The 21,924-nt window shown below is 27.4% G+C and carries 24 protein-coding genes, 3 tRNA genes and 1 pseudogene; 6 read left to right on the top strand and 22 right to left on the bottom strand.

Annotated features, from left to right (window positions below; genetic code table 11):
* Positions 1-88 precede the first annotated feature (88 nt).
* The 15 genes and pseudogenes from Q1X91_RS00265 to Q1X91_RS00190 all read right to left on the bottom strand — a co-directional run bounded on the left by Q1X91_RS00265 (position 89) and on the right by Q1X91_RS00190 (position 7,278).
* Entirely contained in the window at positions 89-811 is a 723-nt protein-coding gene (locus Q1X91_RS00265; protein ID WP_300752209.1) for a sigma factor-like helix-turn-helix DNA-binding protein, read from the bottom strand.
* Entirely contained in the window at positions 783-1,058 is a 276-nt protein-coding gene (locus Q1X91_RS00260) for a hypothetical protein (protein WP_300752207.1), read from the bottom strand. Before Q1X91_RS00260 ends, Q1X91_RS00265 begins: the two co-directional genes overlap by 29 nt.
* Positions 1,045-1,450: pseudogene (locus Q1X91_RS00255) on the bottom strand (single-stranded DNA-binding protein). Before Q1X91_RS00255 ends, Q1X91_RS00260 begins: the two are co-directional and overlap by 14 nt.
* Before the next feature lie 20 nt (positions 1,451-1,470).
* Positions 1,471-1,974 carry an adenylosuccinate synthase gene (locus tag Q1X91_RS00250; RefSeq protein WP_300752205.1) on the bottom strand — a complete coding sequence of 168 codons (504 nt, stop codon included), beginning with the start codon at positions 1,972-1,974 and terminating at the stop codon, positions 1,471-1,473.
* Complete coding sequence (locus Q1X91_RS00245; protein WP_300752203.1) at positions 1,971-2,210, bottom strand: hypothetical protein; 240 nt, start codon at positions 2,208-2,210, stop codon at positions 1,971-1,973. Before Q1X91_RS00245 ends, Q1X91_RS00250 begins: the two co-directional genes overlap by 4 nt.
* 183 nt (positions 2,211-2,393) lie before the next feature.
* Positions 2,394-2,633, bottom strand: a complete 240-nt coding sequence (locus Q1X91_RS00235; protein WP_300752199.1) for a hypothetical protein — start codon at positions 2,631-2,633, stop codon at positions 2,394-2,396.
* On the bottom strand, positions 2,617-2,910 hold the full coding sequence (locus Q1X91_RS00230) for a hypothetical protein (RefSeq protein ID WP_300752197.1): 294 nt from the start codon (positions 2,908-2,910) through the stop codon (positions 2,617-2,619). The genes Q1X91_RS00235 and Q1X91_RS00230 overlap by 17 nt, the downstream gene beginning before the upstream one ends.
* 9 nt (positions 2,911-2,919) lie before the next feature.
* Positions 2,920-3,159, bottom strand: a complete 240-nt coding sequence (locus Q1X91_RS00225; RefSeq protein WP_300752195.1) for a hypothetical protein — start codon at positions 3,157-3,159, stop codon at positions 2,920-2,922.
* A 208-nt stretch (positions 3,160-3,367) separates the two neighbouring features.
* Positions 3,368-3,562 carry a hypothetical protein gene (locus tag Q1X91_RS00220; RefSeq protein WP_013113836.1) on the bottom strand — a complete coding sequence of 65 codons (195 nt, stop codon included), beginning with the start codon at positions 3,560-3,562 and terminating at the stop codon, positions 3,368-3,370.
* Complete coding sequence (locus tag Q1X91_RS00215) at positions 3,559-3,789, bottom strand: hypothetical protein (RefSeq protein WP_300752189.1); 231 nt, start codon at positions 3,787-3,789, stop codon at positions 3,559-3,561. The genes Q1X91_RS00220 and Q1X91_RS00215 overlap by 4 nt, the downstream gene beginning before the upstream one ends.
* 9 nt (positions 3,790-3,798) lie before the next feature.
* Positions 3,799-4,722, bottom strand: a complete 924-nt coding sequence (locus Q1X91_RS00210; RefSeq protein ID WP_300752187.1) for a hypothetical protein — start codon at positions 4,720-4,722, stop codon at positions 3,799-3,801.
* Between the two features lie 3 nt (positions 4,723-4,725).
* Positions 4,726-4,947, bottom strand: coding sequence for a hypothetical protein (locus tag Q1X91_RS00205; RefSeq protein ID WP_300752184.1), 222 nt, complete (start codon positions 4,945-4,947; stop codon positions 4,726-4,728).
* 12 nt (positions 4,948-4,959) lie between these two features.
* Positions 4,960-5,229, bottom strand: a complete 270-nt coding sequence (locus Q1X91_RS00200) for an HNH endonuclease signature motif containing protein (RefSeq protein ID WP_020003298.1) — start codon at positions 5,227-5,229, stop codon at positions 4,960-4,962.
* Positions 5,230-5,576: 347 nt separating this feature from the next.
* Positions 5,577-6,428 (bottom strand): AAA family ATPase, encoded by an 852-nt coding sequence (locus Q1X91_RS00195; protein WP_300752173.1) that lies wholly within the window; start codon positions 6,426-6,428, stop codon positions 5,577-5,579.
* Positions 6,394-7,278 (bottom strand): hypothetical protein, encoded by an 885-nt coding sequence (locus Q1X91_RS00190; protein WP_300752171.1) that lies wholly within the window; start codon positions 7,276-7,278, stop codon positions 6,394-6,396. Before Q1X91_RS00190 ends, Q1X91_RS00195 begins: the two co-directional genes overlap by 35 nt.
* 656 nt (positions 7,279-7,934) lie before the next feature.
* On the opposite strand from Q1X91_RS00190, the gene dxs reads away from it, so the two are divergent.
* Positions 7,935-9,791 carry a 1-deoxy-D-xylulose-5-phosphate synthase gene (gene dxs, locus Q1X91_RS00185; protein ID WP_300752169.1) on the top strand — a complete coding sequence of 619 codons (1,857 nt, stop codon included), beginning with the start codon at positions 7,935-7,937 and terminating at the stop codon, positions 9,789-9,791.
* Here the strand turns inward: dxs and Q1X91_RS00180 are convergent.
* The 3 genes from Q1X91_RS00180 to Q1X91_RS00170 all read right to left on the bottom strand — a co-directional run bounded on the left by Q1X91_RS00180 (position 9,786) and on the right by Q1X91_RS00170 (position 14,494).
* The gene (locus Q1X91_RS00180; protein ID WP_300752168.1) at positions 9,786-10,919 is read right to left on the bottom strand and encodes a hypothetical protein; all 1,134 of its coding nucleotides are present in this window, start codon (positions 10,917-10,919) and stop codon (positions 9,786-9,788) included. The two genes, dxs and Q1X91_RS00180, sit on opposite strands and share 6 nt — an antisense overlap.
* A 147-nt stretch (positions 10,920-11,066) precedes the next feature.
* A complete protein-coding gene (radA, locus tag Q1X91_RS00175) occupies positions 11,067-12,449 on the bottom strand; it encodes a DNA repair protein RadA (protein WP_300752167.1) in 1,383 nt (460 codons plus the stop codon).
* Positions 12,450-12,454: 5 nt separating this feature from the next.
* On the bottom strand, positions 12,455-14,494 hold the full coding sequence (locus Q1X91_RS00170) for a Gldg family protein (protein WP_300752166.1): 2,040 nt from the start codon (positions 14,492-14,494) through the stop codon (positions 12,455-12,457).
* Positions 14,495-14,686: 192 nt separating this feature from the next.
* Between Q1X91_RS00170 and Q1X91_RS00165 the strand changes: the two genes are divergently transcribed.
* From Q1X91_RS00165 to Q1X91_RS00145, 5 genes are all read left to right on the top strand, one after another.
* Positions 14,687-14,759, top strand: a tRNA-Phe gene (locus Q1X91_RS00165).
* 120 nt (positions 14,760-14,879) lie between these two features.
* Positions 14,880-15,593: an RluA family pseudouridine synthase gene (locus Q1X91_RS00160; protein WP_300752164.1), complete on the top strand. Its 714-nt coding sequence runs from the start codon at positions 14,880-14,882 to the stop codon at positions 15,591-15,593.
* 85 nt (positions 15,594-15,678) lie between these two features.
* Positions 15,679-15,751, top strand: a tRNA-Lys gene (locus Q1X91_RS00155).
* A gap of 32 nt (positions 15,752-15,783) precedes the next feature.
* Positions 15,784-15,857: transfer RNA gene (locus tag Q1X91_RS00150), tRNA-Glu, on the top strand.
* A 160-nt stretch (positions 15,858-16,017) separates the two neighbouring features.
* The gene (locus Q1X91_RS00145) at positions 16,018-17,217 is read left to right on the top strand and encodes a pyridoxal phosphate-dependent aminotransferase (protein ID WP_300752162.1); all 1,200 of its coding nucleotides are present in this window, start codon (positions 16,018-16,020) and stop codon (positions 17,215-17,217) included.
* Between the two features lie 65 nt (positions 17,218-17,282).
* On the opposite strand, the gene Q1X91_RS00140 is transcribed toward Q1X91_RS00145, so the two are convergent.
* The 4 genes from Q1X91_RS00140 to mtnA form a co-directional block, all read right to left on the bottom strand.
* Positions 17,283-18,581 carry an AAA family ATPase gene (locus Q1X91_RS00140; RefSeq protein WP_300752159.1) on the bottom strand — a complete coding sequence of 433 codons (1,299 nt, stop codon included), beginning with the start codon at positions 18,579-18,581 and terminating at the stop codon, positions 17,283-17,285.
* Between the two features lie 26 nt (positions 18,582-18,607).
* A complete protein-coding gene (locus Q1X91_RS00135) occupies positions 18,608-19,285 on the bottom strand; it encodes an AAA family ATPase (protein WP_300752157.1) in 678 nt (225 codons plus the stop codon).
* Positions 19,286-19,577: 292 nt separating this feature from the next.
* On the bottom strand, positions 19,578-20,840 hold the full coding sequence (gene mtnK / locus Q1X91_RS00130; RefSeq protein ID WP_300752155.1) for an S-methyl-5-thioribose kinase: 1,263 nt from the start codon (positions 20,838-20,840) through the stop codon (positions 19,578-19,580).
* 26 nt (positions 20,841-20,866) lie between these two features.
* A complete protein-coding gene (gene mtnA / locus Q1X91_RS00125; protein ID WP_300752153.1) occupies positions 20,867-21,916 on the bottom strand; it encodes an S-methyl-5-thioribose-1-phosphate isomerase in 1,050 nt (349 codons plus the stop codon).
* Between the last annotated feature and the right edge of the window lie 8 nt (positions 21,917-21,924).

The following is a 21,924-nucleotide window of genomic DNA, read 5'->3' as shown; positions in this document are numbered from 1 at the left end:
TAAGTGTTAATTGTTAAAACTCGGAATTAGTTTACTCAAAATCCGACTTTGAAAATTCCCTCCTTTACAATTATAAGATTAAAAATGCCTACTTCATTTTTGATAATTGTCTATTATTGAATGCTCTAATTACCCCAGATGTACACAGTCTATTAGTAGATACTTCATTATCTTTTAAATAACTATCATATTTTTGTACTCGTCTATGTACATTAGATTTACTTATATTTAATTTTTTAGCTATTGAATAAATACTTAAATGCTGATAGTAATACATATTAAATATAATTCTGTCTAAATCATTATTTATTGATTTATAACAATTAGATAAAACTATATCAGAATATTTATATTGAAAAAATATATATTCAGGCTCATACTTTTTATTGTCTGATATTGTATCAATTAAATATTTTTCTTTTTTATCATCATATACTTTATCAAAAAGCAATTTAGTTCCTAATCTATAATTAATATGTTTTCTTCTGCCGTGTAAAAATCTGTCTAATTCTCTAAAAATAAAATATTTTATAGTATAAAACAAAATCTTTGTATAAGTTTCTGCTGTAATAGGTTTTGTACTATGTTTTATATAATTCAAACCTTTTATAAGTCCCATAAAACCAATGTTAATTAATTCTTCTTTTTCAAAAGATTTTATATAACACAAACAATTAACTACTTTATATACTAATAGTTTTAAATTAATTAATATTTCGTTTCTCATTTCAATACTTTCTTCTTCATTGGTTATCTTTTTCCATTCTTTAATCATATTGAAATCATATTCTTTTTTTTCTGCTAATGTCATTTTTACCCTTAAAATGATTATAAAGTTCTTTTATTACACTTACTACTTTATCATCAAGATTTAATAATATAGCATTTAATATCATAGCTGTATCTCTTGAAGTTTTATAACTTTGAATAAATATACCTTTTTTATTTTTTGGCACTATTCCTATAACATGAATACAGCCTCGTTTTTTTAATTTATTGGTAAACTCTTCAATATCTTTCTTTAATTCATCATTATCAATTAATTTAGTGATATTCATTAAAACGGACCTCCTCCTCATCTTCCTGATTATTAGTTTGTGATACATTATTATCAGCATCTTTTTTTTGCATCAGCAAGCATCTGCATTGACTGCATAATTATTCTCACTTTAGATCTGGCAGTATTTGTATTTTTATCCTGCCATCTTTCTTGCCTTAATGTTCCGCTTATAAGAACCTGCTTTCCTTTTGTAAGATATTTATTTGCTGTTTCTGCAAGTTTATCAAATGCCACTATATCGAAATAATTTACCTCTGTAGTATTTTTTGTACTTACATAATAATTATTTGCTATAGAGAACTCGGAAATTTCCATACCGCTTTGTGTATATTTCCTCTGCGGATCAGAAGTGAGCCTTCCTATTAATATTACATTATTAAAATCACTCATTGTTTTATCTCCAATACTAATTAATCTTTTTCATATTCTTTATAATCTCTAATTAAAATATTGCTGTCTTTTCCGCACTTAATTTTTCTTAAAGCATTAATTAAAAGTCTGTTCTCCATACCTTTATCAATTTTAAATACACTACTTTTTTTTATTATCTTAAAACTGCCGTTATCATAATAATATATTAAGCCCCAGCCCATAGGCAAATCTTCTTCTTTTATTAATCCTTCAATGCATACATAATATCTATTTGCTCCTAAAGAGGGCTTAAAAGTTTTTATACGATTTTTACTGTCCAGCTTATAAGGTATTCTATGAGGCTTTAATAAATCTTGTTTGAAATCTTGTTTATCTGTTTTGATTTCAAAAAGGGTTGTATTTGAATAGCAGTCAAACATTAATATATCAGGGCTTTCATTTACTAACATAGATTTATATTCTATTAAAGCAGCACTTTTTAAAAAATACTGAGCGGTAAGAAAGCATAAATCTGAATGTGCTATTTTTTTAGTTTTTTTCATTTTTTAGAATCCTTATTATTTACTACGCTTCTTGATACAAAAATTAAATCGCCGCCTTTCATATTAAAACTTTCAAGATATACGCTTTTTCTGTATCCTATATCTATTATATGACAGGGATAATCATCATTAAGCTTTACAAGCAGTTCATAATTATCAGGAACTTCTTTTAATAATTCTTTAAGTTCTCCAGCTGTTATATAATTAATATTTTGCATATCATATTCTTTATTCATATAAAAACCTCTTTAATAACTCCTAATTTAATTTATCCGCTATCAAAAAAAGCATACCAATTATGTCCGATAAAAAGAAACAAAGTAAATAAAATGCTTTGCCAATAGGATTTTTATTTACTATGCTGATAATTAAAAATATAAATCCTAATATATGCCAAGCTATAAAGAAAAAGTCATACATCATTTATATATCTCTGTCTCACTATAATAATTTTTATATGCTAATTTTCTGGGAAGTTTTGAAACTCTCTTAAATAATAAGCATTGATATTTTTTACCAACTTTTATTAATATTTTTAATCTTGCTATAATATCTTCTTCCTTTTTATAACTTATCTTTTTATGCCAATCATATCTAATACGCCTTTTTATTCTTTTATAAATAGCTTTATATTTATTAGCTTTATTCTTTAAAGTCATAATAATTCCTATCAAATAAGTTCTGTATTTCTTCTTCAAACTCTTTATATATATCTTTTAAACATTTTCTTATTTTATTGTTCATATCAGATATATTTTCAACTTTAGTTCCTTTTTTTATCCTTATATATTCATGATGCATATATAAATCTATATATTTTAATTGTTTGTAATCTTTATCAAAATGAATATTAAAGTCTAATTCATTAAACGGAAGCATATTTTTTAATATACTTTTTACTTTTTCTCTTAAAATTATTATTTTTTTATTAAGCATTTTCAAACCTTATTTAATATATTTTTCTACTGCCTGCATATAAAAACCTAAACTATGATTGCAGTCTAATTTCTCATTATTAATAGTTACAAATAATTCATTTTTCTTTCCGTCTCGTCGTCCCTTTGATATTATTTTGTTATAGCTTATATCAATATTTTTATATTGATGCTTTAACACTCCTAAAATGTCATTCATTCTTCTGAACTCATCATTTACATCATTATAATTAATAATCGCTTTAATCATTTTTTATATCTCTACTATATCAAATAATGAGCTTAGAACATTATAATATTTATTATATTCATCTTCTGAATCACATTCTATTGTTGTAGGCAATCCGCTTTCTAAAGTAAATATCCTTATACTCTTTTTATTTTCATCAAAATAAATACTTGATATACAGTTTATATTTATTAAATATTTTTTTAATAAAAATACCTTTCAGCATAAATTACTCCTCATATTCACAAACAATTGTTATTGGAATACCCATATACTTTGATAAACCTTCTAAGCATGATATACAAAGTTTACCTTCTTTTTCTTTCTCTTTTTCTATACCATCTTTATCCTTATATTTAATATTTATTTGTCCTTCCAATATCTCATCATCATTTATATTTTTTTTACATATATCACAAATCATTTTTTATTTCCCTTATTCTTTTTTATATATTTATACAAGGTTTCTTTATTATCTTTCACTTTATATAATATATCCAAAACAACATCTTCAGGTTTTTTCTTAGTTTTTATAGCAGTTTGATATATAAGTGTTGCATATCCTGTTAAAATATCTTCATAGCTGCCTTTGATTTTTATCATGGTTTGATTTTCTTTTATATCATCAAATATTATAATAGTGTCTTTCATTTATAAACCTCAATCATCAAAAAGCATTTTATTGCCGTCTGCATCTGCTTTGTCGCCGTCCTCATCAAAATCCCAATTATTTATATTATCAGTATCTGCACTTAATGGATCTTCATCTTCATCTATTTTATAATTAGACTGTTCTTCATCTTCTGAGAAAGATATTATCTCATTGTTTTCTTTTAATGTTTCTTCAAAAGATTTATTTTTTCTTTTATTAATTTCTTTTTGTATATCTTCTTTATAACTCTCTATCATTGTTATTTCTTTTAATTTTCCCAATTCTTCAAGAGTTAGTTCTGATAGTCTTCTGCCCTGTGTTATTTTATTTTCAAGCTCTCTGCTTTTATTAAACTTCCTGCCTTGTAAAATATGTTTTGCAGTTTCTGAATATCCGCATATAGAAGCTAATTCACTTTCCAATAAAGCTATTTCTTCTAATTCCTCATTAGAAAGCTGCATCATATCTCTCCCATTTTTTATATTTTCTATTTTATTATTAAGTTCATGCTCTTTGATATTTTCTATTATAGTGTTTGATTTTTTTTCTTTTTTAGTATTGTTATTTTTGGCAATTTTATTTTTTGATTTAATCATACTTAAATCAAAAATACCTCTTTTATTTAATTCGTTTTTTATATAATCTTTATACCCTTGCTCTAACTCCTCACTATTATACAACTCAATTAATTTGTCATCACTAAATAAATTTAAATATACATCTTTACTAGGACCATCTATAGGATATCTTGAATAATCTTTTTTATAAGCAGAGCAACAAATATTATCAATATTTTCTTTTTTACCATTGTTGCTATTTTTTAATATAAATCTCTGTATAGCATTCATAATAGTGTTAGCTTCTGCTTTATCATCAGATGTAAAAGTTATGCCAAAAACCCCGTTATTTTCTATAAAGTTTACTTCTCTCATTATTCATTCCTTTTTTTCTAATTCTGTTTTTAATCTTACTGCATTTTTTATCATATCAACAAAACCATCAGCAGGTACATTTTCTTTATTGGTTACAAAGTATATAAACTCAGTCAACAAATAAATAGTATCTTCGCTGTTAATATTTTTAGCATCAATAATAATACGTTCTTCTTTATTATCTCGTTCTATATGTATATATTGTTTTTGACTATCTATTTTCATAATCATATCCTATTAATAATCTTTCTTTTTATTTCCAAAAGCTCCATCTTCTTTTGCTGTTTTTCTGCTATGACACCTTTTGCATAAAGCCTGCAGATTATTTTTATCATAGAACAGAGGATCATCTTCACTTTCTATTCTTTTTATATGGTCCACATGTTCAGCAAAGTTATGGCACTCGTCAAAGTTTTTACAAAGCGGATTTTCTTTTAAAAAACTTTCTCTAAAAGCACGCCATTTCTTGCTTTGATATCTTTTATATGCTTTTTCATCACTTCTCATTGCTGCTATGTTCGTACTCGCCTGCCAATAGCTAGCAACTAAAGTTACTAGCTGGCTCGTACTCACCTCCTTTATTTCCGCTCCTGTCGAGTAGGCAGCTCGGCTCACTACTCCTTTTTTATCTCCTGATTTTTGAACATCTTATTTACAAGTTATCAACATTGTTGACAACTTATAAACATATTGTTGCTATGCTCAAAAAAGCCTATAATCCGCTAGCTTATAAATAAGCCAACGGGCTTTTTTTCGCTTTATTGCTACTATGTTCGCCTCCGACATAATAAATTATGTCGAGGGCTGCGGCTCACTTATATTTATTACTATATCCGCCTCACTTTTATTTAATACTATGCTGTTATAAGCTCTTTAGATTTCTGCATTTCTATTTCTATAATTTTCAAGTTTAATAGTCTGCTTGTAAGTCTGCCTTTCATATATTCAGCATCAGTTTTTTTATTCAAACTATTTAATAAATCATCATAGCTTTTATTTGATGTGAGAATAACTGTTTTTTCCCCGCTTCTTATATTATCAAATATTTTATAGTATCCGTCTATAGCATAATGAAAGCCTACGCTGTCAATATCATCTATCATAATAATATCTGCATTTTTGGCATTATCTATTTTTTTATCAATGGCAGCTTTCATATCTTTATCCTTAGCATTTTGATTAAATAAGTTTTTATGCAAATCTTCAAAATGGCTTGCTTTCATATACATTACTTTTATATTATTAATAGCGTATATCTGCCATAACATTTTAAGCATTGTAGTTTTACCTGTTCCGCTTTTACCTCTGAAATATAAGGACATTGTACTTCCTACATTCAAATATTTTTTTATAGAATTAATCAGCTCAGTTTGATTAAATCTTTCTGCAAAAAGATCCAAAGTCATTTCATTGTCTAATGTACCAAATAATAAATTATATGTTTTGATAATGCTCTCAATTCTTTCTATCTTTTCTGATATTTTAGTTTTTTCATCGCTTACACAGTCGCACATAGTAGGCAGACTGTATTTCCTTCCTGAAAAACTTAAATCATCTGGAACTTTTATAAATCCGTCCTCATCGCATTTAGTACAATTTGGGTCTTTTCCGTCCCTTGCTTTTGATTTCAATTCTTCCAAATATTTTTTATAGCTTTGCAAACAGTAGCGGCTATCCGCAATTTGCAATTTGTGAATAGGCTTCATCGAAGTTTCCTCCTTCTTCTATAATTTTTAATAAATAATTCAGCTTATCAATTCCGCTTGGTATTGTATATTTTTTTGTTTCCTCGCTTTGAGTTTTATTTTCTTCGTTTGTATTATTTTGTTTTTCTGTTTCTAATAGAGCATACTTTGTTAAATCCTGAAGTCTTAAACTTTTTCGTTCTTCAATAGGTAGCCTGAAAAAACTTTTTTTAACTGAGTTCAATACTTCATCAATATTGTTATTTTTTCTATTAGAAAATGCATCTAATAAATGTTTTTTATAGGGTGCTGATTTTATGTAATCAATTCCAAAATTAACTAATTCCTTATGAAGTTTATTGAACTTCTCTAAAAACTCATTTTGAAGCTGAAGCTCTTTTATCTCTTTATCATCTGTTAAAAGTTTTGCAGGATATATTGGATTTTCGTCTATATCTTCATTAAACAAACTAGGCTCATCATATATTACAGTAACAGGAGCTTCGAGATTCTGAAGTTTTTTATCTTCTTCTTTCAGCTCTTCAATTTTATTTTTCAAATTAGTAAAGTCATATACCAATCCTACTTTTATACATCGTTTGTCTTTATATGTTCTTGCTATTTTTATTTTTAAATAGCCTTTTGCCTGCAGGCTTTTTCTTTGTCTTGTACATCTTCTGCTGATATCTTTATCTCTAATTTCATTAAAATCTTTATTTACTAAATGAAATATCCAGCATATAAACTCAAACTCGCTTGTTGTTAATCCTAGTCTAGTTCTATATTCAAGCACTTCAAAAGGTATTGTTAATAGATCTGCAGGATAATCTATTTTTCCGTAAAGTGCCGAAAACTTTTCTAACTCTGCCATTATTTCGCTCCGCCTAATATATTTTTATAAGTCAATTTTCGTACTAACATTAAACCGCCTCCGTGATAGTATTTTTTAAAAAATATTCATCCTTCTGCAGTGATAAAAATTATTAAGGCAAAGAACTGCCTAAATGATTTAAATAAATTTATACTGCATATAGTTTTGATATTTTTCAGCAGGAATGCTGACTGATGAAATAAACTCTGTTCTTTATCTAAAAAAGTCAAGCATAACTTTTTAGTTGCAATTATTTTCGAGATTTTTAAGAATTGTTTTTGTTTTAAATCTAGTATGCGATTAACACATACTAGATTTTTTAATTTATCAATTTGTATTTTGAGAGAAGATTGTAAAACTCGTACCGCTTTCCATAGTCTTAGAAAATTCGTTAAAATTAAAAATTTTCAGTATATCACAGTACTCTTTATTAAGAAAGAATCGTATTTTTACAGATTAAATAAGGTTTTGAATGATATATAAGATGTTTTTTATGTGTTAATAAATATTATATAGTTTATAATAAATAGATATACAAGAATTGTATGCTAATAAGTTTTTAAACAAGTCTAATTTTCTTAATTTCAGTTTTTAATTATTGAAATAAAATATTTTATGGTTATAATTTGCTTATATTTTAATTATAAGGCATGATAATGTATTTAGAAGAAATAAATAGTCCAGTTGATTTAAAGAAATTAACAGTAGAAGAATTGAAAATTTTGTCATCTGAGATAAGAGAGTTTTTGATAAATAATGTTTCAAATACTGGGGGACATTTAGGCAGCAATTTAGGAGTAGTAGATTTAACTATTGTACTTCATTATTTATTTTCTTCTCCGAGAGATGCTTTTATATTTGATGTTGGTCATCAGGCATATACTCATAAAATTCTCACAGGAAGAAAAGACCGATTTCATACATTAAGAAAATACGGCGGACTTTCTGGATTTCCTAAAAAATGCGAATCTGAACATGATATAGAAGAAACTGGACATGCCTCTACTTCATTATCATTTGCTTACGGGCTTGCTTGTTCTAGAAATATGTTAGGTCTTAAAGGTGATGTTATAGCTATCATAGGCGATGGAGCTATGACTGGAGGTATGGCTCTTGAAGCTATGAATAATATTGCAAATACTGATACAGATATTATTATAGTATTAAATAATAATGAAATGTCTATAGGAAAAAATATCGGTGCTATATCAAAGTTTTTAAATACAACTTTAAATGATTCATTAGTTCAGGAGGCTTCAGAAAAGGTTAGGGGATTAGTTTCAAGTTTGCCTTTTGGAGATATTGCTAATGAGTTTATAGACAGAGGTAAAGGTGCTATTAGAACTTTTGTTGCCCCTGGTATAGCTTTTAGAGAGATGGGATTTAAATATTTTGGTCCTGTTGACGGGCATAATTATGATGATCTTATAAATACTTTTCAGAAGGTAAAATCTATAAGAGGTCCAAGACTTGTTCAGGTTAATACGGTTAAAGGAAAAGGATATAAAATAGCTGAAGAAAATCCTTCAAAATTCCATGGAATAGCTCCTTTTGATATAGAAACTGGAGAATTAAAAACAAAACAAGAATCAAAAACTTTTTCTTCTCTTGCTGGAGAATGTATTGTAAATGCGGCAAAGGAAAATAAAAATATTGCAGCAATAACTGCGGCAATGGAATCTGGAACAGGATTAACAGAATATGCCAAAATGTTCCCTGATAGATTTTTTGATGTTGGAATAGCAGAGCAGCATGCTGTTACATTTGCTGTAGGGCTTTCTGAAAGCGGAATAATACCTTTTGTTTGTTTATATTCTACATTTCTTCAAAGGGCATATGATCAGGTTATACATGATGTTGGTATTATGAATGCCAATGTTAAACTTATGATAGATAGGGCAGGGCTTGTACCAGAGGACGGAGATACTCATCAGGGTGTGTTTGATGTATCTTTTTTAAGAATTATACCAAATATTACTATTATGGCTCCTGTAGTTGAAAAAGATTTTAGAAGCATGATAAAAAAAGCTGTAGAATATAAGGGGCCTGTTGTTATAAGATATAATAAATCATCTGTAAGAGAATTAAAGAATGATGAAGTATTAGATGATATAGAAATAGGTAAAGCATATATTCTTAGAGAAGATAAAAAAAACAATAATGTTATAATAAGCTATGGTCAAACTCTTATTGATATAATAGAAGCATCTGATGAACTTAATACAGATTTTACAATTATTAATCTTTCTACTCTAAAACCTTTAGATGAAAAAACTATTTTAAATAATATAAAAAAAGCTAATAAGGTTTTGATTATTGAAGAGGCTTTGGAGACTGGAGGAATTGGAAGTGCTATATTAGAATTATTATCAGATAATGAAATATATAAAGACGTAAAACTTCATGCTTTGCCTAATAAATTTTTTGAATCAGCAACGAGGGCTGAGCTTTTGAAAATGTATAAACTTGATAAAGACGGATTAAAAGAAGTGATAAAAAATTATTTTTTATAATTTGATTTTTTTTATTTCTTTTAGATATTGTATAAACATATCCATTATAATTGGATCAAGCATTATATCTTTTTCTATAAAATTTTCAGTCATATAGTTTACAGCTTCTTTGCTTGATTTATTAAATTTATGTGTTAAAGTGTCATATACATCTATAACTTCCAAAATTTTAGCAGGCAGATATGTTAGACTTTGAAGTGTTAATATATCTTTATAATCATAAGAAACTATATATTCTATATAATGATTCGGATTTCTTTTTAAAGCTGCTTTATATAATTCGCTGAAAAGTCCGTATCCATGTCCGTAATATTCATGATGCAAAGAAACTGTTAAAGATACCCCTTCACTTCCACGCATAAAATATTTTGTAAAATTGTAGTCTTTTATAGAATGATTATCTTTTTTTTCTTCATGTATAGGTATATAGTCATGATCATTTTCAAGAGCAATATCATGCATTAATACTCCTATAGATGTATCTATTAATGTATTAGCTTCTACTTTCCTTATTCCAAGTTTAACATTTGCTTCCAAACTGTTTTCAGTATCTATATTGTACATTTTATATATTTTCTCAGAATATTTGTAGTAAGTTTTTTTAAAATCCACTCTTATTTTATTAGTTATTCCCTGACTCATTTTTTCATTAAAAAATAGTATTGATTCTATTGCTGTCAAAAATACTCTATTAATATGTCCTATTGTGGAGTCAGATTTAAATGCCTCCATATTTGCAAACATATTATTAGTTTCATACTCTTTTTTATATATTATCATAGATATTTCAGAGATTAAAAGTTTTATCATTTTTGATAGGTTTACAATATCTTCTTCGTCATTGCTTAAGGTATTGTTTTCTTTTTTCTGCGAATAATCTATATATTGAAGTCTTAGTATAAAAGCTATTTCTACCAGCATTTTGGATATAGCTGATGCAGTTTCGGCATCTAAAAAGTTTTTACGGTAATAAGTTAATTTTGCTATATATTGTCTTAAATAATTCTGTGCTTCTTTATTTGACATATTAATAATATTTTGGAGTATATCTATTTCTTTATTGGCAATTTCTTTATTTGTAGGGAGGCAAAATTTGAATTTATTGTAAAAATCTTCTACTTTTTTCAAAGCTTCTCCTTGATGTATAAATATAATATTTTATATAGTAATATTATATATTATAATATGATATTTTTCAATTATATTTTTATTATTGCACCTTAATACAATTATTAACGGTAATTTTTTAATTTCTTTAATAAAAAATATGTGAGTTTATGATATACCTAATCTTTTTACAGCCTCTGAAATATGTTCTAATCCTATAATTTTTATTCCCTCTATATTTTTTACTTCTTTTAATGCACGCTTAGAAATATATACTTCTTTTAGAGAGAATTTTTTCATTTCTTTTATTCTTCTTTCTATAAATCTTACAGGTCTTATTTCTCCAGAAAGTCCCAATTCACCAATATATGCAGTTGTTCTTTGAATAGATATTCCAGACATACTGGAGGCTATTGCCATCGCTATAGATAAATCGCTTGCTGTTTCTTTTACATTAAGTCCGTTTGCTATATTAATATATACATCTTGATTTGAAAGGTTTAGATGTGCACGTTTTTCCAGTATTGCTATTATTATAAGAAGTCTGTACTGATCATAACCTATAGTAAGCCTTCTAGGATATCCGAATGCACTGCTTCCTACTAATGCCTCTTCTTCAACGCAAAATACTCTGCTCCCCTCTATTACTGGTGTTATTACACTTCCAGCAAATACTGCTTCATTTAATCCTCTAGTAAATACTCTTGAAGGGTCTTTTACTTCCATTAATCCTTTTTCAGCCATTTCAAATATTCCGACTTCATCTACCGCTCCGTAACGGTTTTTTACAGCTCTTAATATTCTGTATATTCCTTTATCATCGCCCTCAAAATAAAGAACACAGTCTACTATATGCTCTAAAATTTTTGGTCCTGCTATAGTTCCTTCTTTTGTGATATGTCCTACTAAAAATATAGTTATATTTTTTAATTTGGCAGTCTGCATTAAAGCCCATGCACAGTTTTTTATTTGTGCTGGAGAGCCTGCTATACTATTTGTTGAAGGGCTGTATACTGTTTGTATAGAGTCTATTATAGCTAGTGTAGGAGGATTATCTAATAATGTATTTATTATATTATCGCAGTTGGACTCTGATGATATTAAAAAGTCTGAATCTTCCAAAGCAAGCCTATCAGCTCTTAATTTTATCTGCTCAATAGATTCTTCGCCTGTGAAATAATACACTTTTTCATTTTTAGCAATATTTGAAGCAACCTGCAAAAGCAAAGTAGATTTACCAATGCCAGGTTCGCCTCCTATAAGTATGACACTTCCAGATACAATTCCGCCTCCTAAAACTCTGTTAAGCTCATCTATATTTGTTGATATTCTTGCACTTTCATTAGTTTTTATTTTTTTTATAGATGTTAATTGAGCCTTATCTGAAGAAACGGAAGTTCTTTCTCTTACAGCTTTATTTGTATTTTCAGTTGGTTCTGTAAAGGGTTTTAAGCTATTCCAAGAACCGCAGGAAGGGCATTTACCCATCCAATTAATAGTGCTTTCTCCGCAATTATCGCAGACAAATATTGTGTTATTTTTCTTTGCCATATTTATTAATTTTTATTATTAAACTTTTCAAAAATCTTCTCTCTTCTCTTTTTATCTGAACTCCATAGCATAAGCCCAAATACTATAACAGCAGCAGGAAGCATAACTATATTTATAACTCTTACAAATAGTTTTACAGTCTCTGGCACTTGATAAGGAGGATTATATACAGCTCCTTTTCTTCTTATGCTCATAAGTCCGTTATCTCCTACCATATAATCAACCAGATTCATTAAGAAAATTTTGTTTGCAGTATAAGCACTGTTTTTAGCCATTTCATAAGAGCCTACAGCTATAACTTTTCCGCTTGTAGTGGAGTTAATTCTGTTTATATCATTATTAATATTGTTTTGAGTATTATCTGATAATGGTATATCCTTTCCTTCAAATGCACTGTTCATCTTTCCTTCAAATACAGAAGCTAATAATCTTTTTGATAATTTACTTGAATCTTGAGGCATTCCAGTCATAGATGCGGTAAAATTCTCTGTTTCAACCCAGCTTTTATCACTAGTGTAAATTAGAGGTGTAACTTTTATATCAGTGTTATTTGTATTTGTTAAAATTTCTGATGATATAGGTGTAAGCATTAAATTAATACTTTTAGTTATATCGCTTTTGGCATTGATATTTTCTGAAGCTATTAAAGGTATGTAGTACATTTTCTGTTCAGGCATACCCTGCTGTAATTGTGCCTTGTATGCATTATCATCAAATATCATATTAGCAGCTACAGTAAATCCGTAATTAGGAAGTATTTCATTTAATCTGTTTGTAACAGGTACAAGTTTAGGTCCGTACATTTGAGCAGCTGGATCGTCCTGATTTATTTGTACGCCGTTAAGCATAAATAGTACCGGCTTTCCGCTCATAATAAATTGATCTAATTTATATAATTCATAGTCGCTGAATGCAGTTTTGCTTCCTAAAACTATTAAAGCGTCTATATTAGAAGGTATATCATTTAAAGAAATATCAACTGCTTCAAAATTATAATTTCCTTCTATTTCTGATACATACTCGCTTACACTGTCATATGCATCATTAGGATTTCCGCCGAATTGAGGAGGTATAGTTATGTAGTTTGCCTCTTCATGACCTTGTATATATCCTATAGTAGCTTTAAGTCCTAGCATACTGTCTATATTTTTTGATATTTCATCTTTTATTTGATCAAAAGCCCCATATAAGATATATGATGTAGAAAGATGTCTTATATCATCTCCGTTTTCTAAAACCAATGCGAAATAAGCACTTCCTTTATTTGCTACTATATTTCCGTCTGGGTCTTTTATATCTTCCCATTCTATCTTTTCTACATTTAATTTTTTTAATAATTCTTCATTTTCTTTAGTAGGGTTTGTCATATCTACATTTATAAACTTTACTTTGTTCATTAAGTCTTTATTTGCTTCAGCAACTGCCTGCATAATAGAGTCTGGTATAATTTCCATTGCTCCTATTTGAAGAAGATCATATATTTCAGGCGATGATATATAATAAACATTTAAATTATTTTCAAGTCTTTTTAATCTGTCGTTTTTATCCATCATTTTTCTTATAATTGTATCTATATTATATTCTAAACCTTCAGTTGATTGAATAAAAGGTATAGTTTCTATAGAGTCTCCGTATATAAAAGAAAGTCCCATATATGCTACTTTAGTCTGAGTTTGATCTTTTTCTAAAACACTTATTTGAGTTGGATTTATTCTGTGCTGAGAAGCTAATTCAGAATGTTTTGATGCGTCTACTACTTCAAAACTTATATTTTTTCCGCCTGCTGTTTTATATCCTTCAAACAAATCTTTTACGTATTTCTCATAAGTTGAAAAAGGAGGCGGAAGATTTGGCGTAACAAAAAACTTTATACTCATAGGTTCTTTTAAATTTTTTACCAAGTTTTTGCTTTCTTTGCTTAGAGAGTATACTTTATCTTTTGTTAAATCTATCATTGGGGTGAATTGATTAATTATAGCGTTTATCAGTATTATAATTACAACTATCAATGAAAATGTTATTATTCTGTCTTTTTTCTTTGTCATGTATTACCTGCTCATTAAATGTTTATTTTTTTATATTTAATTAATATATTTTGGATTAAAGAATATTATTATATATTAACATTATTATTTGTCAAAATATATAAAAGTATAAACCTAAAAATATATTTTTTGTAATAATTTTTATATTAATGCTTGACATTTTTTATATGTATGTTATGATAATTATCACTTGCCCAGTTAGCTCAGTAGGTAGAGCAAAGGACTGAAAATCCTTGTGTCTAGGGTTCGATTCCCTGACTGGGCACATTCCTTTTGTTTACTAATCAAAATAAACTACTCACTACTTTAATAATTAATTTTATCCACTTGACAATAACTTCTAATGTTTTAAAATATTTTATATTAAATATATAGCGGTAAAAACATGAATATAGAAAAAGAAATGACAAATTATATTAATCCAATCTATGAGGACAATCATATAATAGTGGCAGTGAAGCCTCCTAATATACCTGTGCAGGGCGATATAACTGGGGATTTATCTTTTTTTGATAATATAAAAGATTATATAAAAATAAAATACAATAAAAAAGGAAATGTATTTTTGGGCCTTGTTCATAGATTAGACAGACCAGTGTCTGGAATAATGGTTTTTTCCAAAACTTCTAAGGCTGCTTCAAGATTAAGCGAGGCCATAAGAGATAGAAAGTTTGAGAAGACTTATTATGCTGTTGTTAATGGCATACTTTTAGATAAAGAGGGCAGGCTTGAAAACTATCTTATAAAAAAAACAAATAAATTAGGTAATATTGCTCAGGTGGTTTTTGAAAATACTAAAAATGCCAAAATAGCAAAATTAAAATACGAAGTTGTAAAAGAAGATTTGATAAAAAATTTGAGCTTATTAAAAATAGAATTAGAAACAGGAAGATTTCATCAAATAAGAGTTCAGCTTTCAAATATAGGACACACTATATATGGAGACAGGAAATATGGAAATTATATAAAATATGACAGAGATGATGTTCCTTTAGCGTTATTCGCCAAAAGTCTGAGATTTCCGCATCCTACAAAAGATGAATATATCTATGCAGAGGCGGACTTACCTAATTATAATCCTTGGAATATATTTCTATAATAATTATGAAAAAAATTGTTTTTAGCACTTGACAAAAAATAATAATATGCTATTATATACAAACATTCAAATGAATGAAACAAACGGGCCAATAGCTCAGTCGGTAGAGCATCGCCCTTTTAAGGCGGTTGTCGAAAGTTCGAACCTTTCTTGGCTCACATAGAGTTTGTGTTCTATTTATATTTAATATGCCGGTGTGGTGAAGAGGCTTAACACACAGGATTTTCATTCCTGCATGCGCGGGTTCGAAACCCGTCACCGGTTCGTTATTTTGCCATACTTGAGAGAGTATGGTTTTTTTATATGCCTTTTAATTAATCTATTATAAAAAATTTAGTATTATAAATATATTATATTGACAATTTTAATAGTTTGATATATCCTGTTTTTTTAGATTACTATATATAAAAATTTGGAGAGGAATATGTATATATCTAAAAGAATTCAAAGGCTAAAAACTTCGCCTGTAAGAAAGTTAAATCCATATGCTGAAGAAGCTGTAAAAAGAGGAATAAAAATATACCATCTTAATATAGGACAGCCTGATATTGAAACACCAAGCGTATTTTTGGAAGCTATTTCTAAATACAAAGGAAAAACCCTTAAATATGAACATTCAAGAGGTATGAAACCGCTTATTAATAAAATTCAAGAGTATTATGATAAATTGGGTGTTCATTATGAAGAAAATGAAATAACTATTACTAATGGCGGAAGTGAAGCAATATTATTCAGTTTGCTTGCTATTTTTGATGAGGGTGATGAAATTTTGGTAGCAGAACCTTACTATGCTAATTATAACAGTTTTTATGATGTGCTTGATATCAAACGTAATGCTGTTAGAACTTATGCAGAAAAAGGATTCCATCTTCCTAACCGTGATGAGATAGAAAAACATATTACTCCAAAGACAAAAGCATATATGTTCTCTAACCCTTCAAATCCTACTGGTGTTGTATCTACTAAAGAAGAGCTTGATGATATAGCTTATCTTGCTAAAAAACATAATATGTTCATCATAAGTGATGAAGTATACAGAGAATTTGTTTACGGAGACAGAAAAGCAATAAGTTTTGGTACTTATAAAGATTTGGCAGATAATGTTGTAATAATTGATTCTATATCAAAAAGATTCTCAGCATGCGGAGCTAGAATAGGCTGTATAATAAGCAAAAATAAAGATTTCAGTAATGCAGTATTTAGAGAATGTCAGGCTAGATTATCTGCTCCTACACTTGAAATGGTTGGTGCTGCTGCTTTATATGATTTGCCGGACAACTATTTTGAAGCTGCTAGAAAAGAATATGACAATAGAAGAAAAATATTATTTGAAGAGCTTACAAAGATGGACGGCGTAGTAATGAAAGAGCCTGAAGGTGCATTTTATGTACTTGCAAAACTTCCAGTGAAAAATGCTGAGGATTTTGCTATATGGCTTTTAAAAGATTTTAATCTTGATAATGAAACTGTAATGTTTGCTCCTGGTGAAGGTTTTTATGCTACTGAAGGTTTGGGTAAAGATGAAGTGAGAATGTGTTATGCTTTGGAAGCTAAAGACTTGAAAAGATCTATGGAAATATTAAAAGAAGGTTTAATAAAATATAAAAAAGAAGTAGAAAAATAATTTTTATAAATTATAAAAGTGGCTATTAAAAAATAGTCCCTTTTATTTATTATAAATTATTTCTATTAATCAATTTCTCTTATCACCTTAAAGAAATTATCTATTGTTTCCTTAGATATTAAGCCTTTATTATAATAGTCTATTATATTATTTTTAAATAAACTTGAATAAAGTGCGTCTTTATTTTTTTTATCTATTTTGTACATTTGTTTGTCTTCATCACTAAATAAATCTTCTATTGTAACAAAATTGCTGTTTATATCTGTAAGCTGTGTTACTTTGAGATTCGTATTTTTAGCAAGTTCTTTAAATTGATTGGCAGAGTTATCACCGTCAATTAATATAGAAGGATTTTTCGATATATTGCATAATGCTTCTATTATGATATTTTTTTGCTTTTCGTCATTCTCTCTTCCTATACCGTTAATAGGCATGAATGCTATATCTATTTCTTTATTTTCTGTATATTCCATAAGTATTTTAAAGGCTGTGAAATAATTATAATCTATAATGCCTTCTACATATATTAGTGTTGTATCTCTGGTAATATCTATATGTTTTATACCGAATGCATTTATAATTTTTTCAAGAGTATCCGATTTACCATAAGTTGCAGAGAAATCATTTTCTATTTTTATTCCTATACCGTCCTGTTTTATTTCAGCTATTTTTAATTCGTCCAAATAATTTATATCAGCAAAATATGGAATTTGAACAGATGTTATAATTGTAACTCCATTATCTTTTGCAAACTGTTTTAAAAATTCTCTAAGTTCTTTTATTACAGGTACTGATAAATGCTGCTCTGGCTCATCTATTATAATAATATCTCCTTTTTTAAACTCATTATAATTTAATGTATTAAAAAATAAACTAAAAAACCAATTAAATCCTTCAGATTCATTTTCCAAATTTGTAAGTCCGTTTTTACTTTCAAAATATATTTTTATGAATTCTTTTTCTAATGATATCTTAAAATTATAATCACTATTTGATTTATATAATTCATTGTTTGATATATATAAATCATTAAACCTTTTAGATATGGTATTTTCTAATATTTTATTTATTTCATTCTCTGTTTGTTTTGCAAATGCTACATCAGATAATATATTGCTGTAATTATCTGATATATATTCATACATTTCCAAGTTATTGGCTGATTTAAATAAAGAATATAGAAAATTAGATTCTTTAATAAAGTTTTTATTGTTATTTTTTCTGTTATGTTTTGAAATTGAGTTTTCATTTTTTTTGTAGCATGGTACTATAAGTTCATCGCTTTTTATATTGTTTTTATGAACATATACTTGAGAGTTTTCTATACCGTCAATTTTTATTAATATATCTGTTAAATATTGCAAATCACTTTTATTTATTTTCTCTTCATCTAATAATATATTAAATAATTATTCCATTTATCAAGTTCATAATATTCTGTTTTAAGTATGCTTATTAATAGTTTTAATTTATCTACTTTCTTATTTTCTTTGTATTTAGAAATTATATCCGAAATCTTTTCTGAAGAATAATCTAATATATCATTAAAATTTTCTTTTTCATTATCAGTTTTTATGTTATTATCAATATTGTAATTATTTTTGTAAATATAAAATAGCTCATTATCCTTATACACTTCATCATCACTTTTAAATATATAATTAAGTATTTTATATATATAATTTTTTTTCAAAACAATATCATATAAATCTTTGTTTTCTATAACAGTCCATACAATATTTTTATTTTGAGCATTGCCTTTGTATATTATTCCTTCATCAGTTTCTATAAATATTGAAATTTCTGGTTTGCAGTTTATAAAGCCTTCTATTTTTGGATTATCTCTTTTATCATCTATACAGCCTGTAAAAGCTTTTTCTACTGCAGAAAGTATATTGCTTTTTCCAATGCCGTTAGCTCCTATTATGCTTATTAAAGCTCCCTGCTTCATATCTCCGTTAAGGTATAATCTTCCGTACTTTAATTCATTTTCTTTGCTTCCATCATGTTCATTTTCCAAAACTGGATTAATGTTCCTAAAGTTTTTTATTGTTAAATACCTTTTCATAATTCTCCTCCATATTTCATTTAAGGTGAGACATTTTACCTTATATATTCTTATGTTGCAATAGTTTTATTTTATAATAGATTTGTTTCAAGGATAGTACTTTTACTTTTTGATTACTATAGCTATTGAAAAAATATTAGAATAATTTTATCTCAATAAATTTTTAAGCAATTATAATTATGTAGTACAGAAAAATCAGACTTATATTTTAAAATAATAAAAAATAATTTTAAGCCATAGTTAATAAAAAGATATAAATTAAAAACATACAGCTTAAAATTATTATAATTAATTAGATTTTATCAATACTTGAATACTTATTTACAATATCAGAAACTTTTTCTATAGTATCAATATTATCTCTATTTACTAAAAACTCTCTTCCAATTTCTAAGCATATCCAATCAAGCCTTGCTCTTTCTTTTAAATCTTCTATTGAAGCAATATCTTTATTTTTAGCAAGTCCTAAAGTTCTTCTTATAAGTACGCAGCCTGCAAAACCAACTGCATCTTTAAATATTCTTTTTAATACAGTTTTTATATACTCTTCAGAATGTTTTTCTCCTTCATCATAATTCCAATATAGAGGTTTAGTATCTTTCAAATGCTTTTTCCATAATTTTTCAAATTTTTCTAAAGTACCTGTTATCATATATTTAGCAGTATCAAAAAGCCATTTTCTAAACTCTATAGAATTTGTGCCAAGTCTTTTCTGATGATATTCCTGAGATATATAAGCCATAAAAAAGTTAGCACTTGCTTTTCCTATATCAAAACCTATAGGACCATAAAATGCAAATTCTGGATCTATTATATAAGTTTCTTCTTCGTTGCCCATAAAACTTCCCAAATGAAAATCTCCATGAAGCAACGCTTCTGCTTTTGTCATAAATGCATATTTCATTTCAGCTGCTGCTGTTTTTAGTGAAGCATCTCTTTGAAATTGTTTTACTTTTTCTATATTTAATTCATCATAAAATACATTAGTTTCATTATCTTCAAAAGGGTGGGTAAAAATAAAATCCTCTGTCAAACTGCATAATTCAGCATTCATATATTCAGTGACAAGTGCTTTTTTTGTTTTGCTGTCTAAATAATAATCGGATGTGAAAAATAATGTTTTTGAAAGAAAATCTGTTAAATCTTCTGCAGCTTTAGGAAATTTTCTTCCGTTTATTATTTCCCCTCTAAGTACTTTATGTTTATTTAGGTTCTGCATTATAACAACGCACATATCATCAGAATCATAATATATTTTAGGCACTAGATTCGGACATAATTTGTACTGTTCTTTGAGTGTTTTTATCTCTATTTTCATTCTGTCTTTTTCTAAAGGATAATTTTCTCCCACACATCTTAAAAAAGGTACAGACTGTTTTAAGATTACAGTCTCTTTATCATTTTTTTTATTTGTAATGCTGTATACATAATTTAAATTTCCGTCTCCAATTTCTGTTATAACTAAATCATCAAAACTTGAGAATATATTTTTCATTTCATCTATACTTTTTAAATAATCTGATATAGTATTAATATTTAATTGTTTATAAGCCATATTTATATCTCCTTTATATATTTTATCTATTTAGTTAGAAGTGTTTTTAAATTTTCTATGTAAGGCGGTTTTATTATACCTTTTTCAGTGATAAATCCTGTTATAAGTTCATTAGGAGTAACATCAAAAGCTGGATTTCTTACTTTCATATCTAAAGGTGCAGTTTGTACTCCTGCAAAATTAATAACTTCTTTAGCATCTCTTTCTTCTATTACTATATCATTTCCAGTTTTAGTATTTAAATCAAATGTTGTAGAAGGGCATGCTATATAAAAAGGTATATTGAAATATTTGGCTAAAATGGCTACCCCCATAGTTCCTATTTTATTTGCAGCATCTCCATTTTCAGCAACCCTGTCGCAGCCTACTATTACCAAATCAACAAGTCCTTTTGACATTATAAAAGCAGCCATATTATCGCATATCAAAGTAACATCTATTCCAGCCTCCTGAAGTTCAAAACTCGTTAGTCTAGCTCCCTGAAGAAGCGGTCTTGTTTCATCAGCATATACTCTTATTTTTATTCCTTTCTGATGAGCTATATACATAGGAGCAAGTGCTGTTCCTATTCCGCTTACAGCTAGTCTTCCAGCATTACAGTGAGTTAATATTCCATAGTTATCTTTTAAAAGTTCTGAGCCGTATTCTCCTATTTTCTGGCATATATCAATATCTTCAGAATGTATTTTTTTAGCCTCTTCTTCTAAGATATTATATAATTCTAAAGATGATTTGTCTTTTTTGTTTTTCATAGTATTTATCATTCTGTTTAATGCGTAGCTCAAATTAACAGCGGTAGGTCTTGAAGAGTTCAAATATTTTGCTCTCTCTTCCACAAAGTTTATAAACTCATTAGTATTTAAATTAGTTTTATTTTTTAAGTTTATAAGTAAAGAATATGCTGCGGCAACACCTATGGCAGGAGCACCTCTCACCTTTAATTCTTTTATAGCATTATAAGCCTCTTCTTCATTTGATAATTTTATTTCTTTTACTGTTATAGGTATTAGTGTTTGGTCAAGTATATATAATTCTTCTCCAGTCCATCTTACAGTAGGTATATTTTTACTTTGCATAAAAAAAT

It is taken from the genome of uncultured Brachyspira sp. (assembly GCF_949287625.1).
Taxonomy (GTDB): Bacteria; Spirochaetota; Brachyspiria; order Brachyspirales; family Brachyspiraceae; genus Brachyspira.
This window is presented reverse-complemented; position numbering and strand designations above follow the sequence as displayed.